Here is a 1,373-nt window from a genome sequence, read left to right on the forward strand (position 1 = left end):
CAGGGATGGAACGCGATGTTAATCCTGCGCGACGGCAATGAGCCCCTCGGTTGGTTTGCGCAGGATAAACAGGGATGGCACGCGATGGTAACCCTGCGCGACGGCAATGAGCGCTTCGGTTGGTTTGCGCTCGATAACTTCATTCATCGCAAGCCGATAACGGCGTATCAAAAACAGATGTTGGACTCGTTTGGTTCTCTTTTCTCGCAAATTTATATCCGTAAGCGCCAAGAGCAAAATGTGCGCATGTTGCACTCAAGCATGGTTGAGCTATCACGCTGTACAACCGTTAGTGATGTGTGTAAATCGGCAGTAACTTTCGCGATTAAAAACCTCGGTATTGATCGTATGGCGGTATTTTTGACCGATGAAAACTGCTCATACATGCAGGGCACTTGGGGCACGGACATTCAAGGGAATGTCGTCGATGAGTCCTATTTCTTTGGTGAGACGCAAAACTTTTCTCTGATCAATTTAGCTCGCGCCGTACCGAGTGAAGTCGCATTCGAAGAATCCGTTCCCATTTACCACGACTGTAATATTGTCGGTTTTGGTTGGGCGGCAATGACGGTTCTCACCTCAAACAGCAGTGGCCCCATCGCTTTTATTGCCGTCGATAACTTGCTCACTCGTGCGCCGTTAACCTCTCAACTGCGCGAAGTGATTCGTATGTTCTCTTCCAGTTTGGCCGAGGTGCTGCAACGCACTCAAGCTCAAGAGGCGATTCGAGAGTTAAATGAAAACCTTGAGTTAGAAGTGCAGAATCGAACCAAAGAGCTAGAAGAGGCGAATCGCCAGCTCGAAGTGCTATCTAAGCTCGATCCACTTACGCGCCTTGGCAATCGCCGTATGCTGGAACATGTGATGCAAAAATACTGCGCATTGGATTGCGAAGAGGCGATGTCATTCGGTCTGATTCTGATTGATATTGACCATTTTGGTTTGTTTAACAATCACTATGGTCATCTTGAAGGTGACATTGCACTGATGCGCATTGGGAACATTCTTGAACACCATACCAAAGATGAAGACGAGGTCTTTTGTCGTATTGGGGGGGAAGAGTTTGTGTTATTGATGATCGGCTCGAACCAAGAAGAGGTTCGGTTGAGAGCGGAATGCATTCGTCAATGCATTGAAGATGAAGGCATCAAGCATCAACATAACCCTGAAGGTGAATTGCTGACGGTTTCGGTGGGGTCCTCCTGCTACAACCCCAAAGGCAAAGACTTCAATTTCGACCACTTGTATCAGTTGTCCGACAAGGCGCTCTATCAGGCGAAAAGCAGTGGGAGAAATTGCGTGAAGCGATATGAGTTAAAAGACCCTCAAAAAGATCAAATTGTAGCGTGAGTCTGTTTTTACGTACTTCCTGA

At 47.5% G+C, this 1,373-nt stretch carries 1 protein-coding gene; it reads left to right on the top strand.

What is annotated here, in order from left to right:
• Positions 1-1,350 (top strand): GGDEF domain-containing protein (locus R7070_RS25305; protein ID WP_318141403.1); only part of this gene is annotated, 1,350 nt, incomplete at its 5' end.
• Positions 1,351-1,373 lie beyond the last annotated feature (23 nt).

The organism is Vibrio sp. 1557 (assembly GCF_033340175.1).
Classification (GTDB): Bacteria; Pseudomonadota; Gammaproteobacteria; order Enterobacterales; family Vibrionaceae; genus Vibrio; species Vibrio alginolyticus.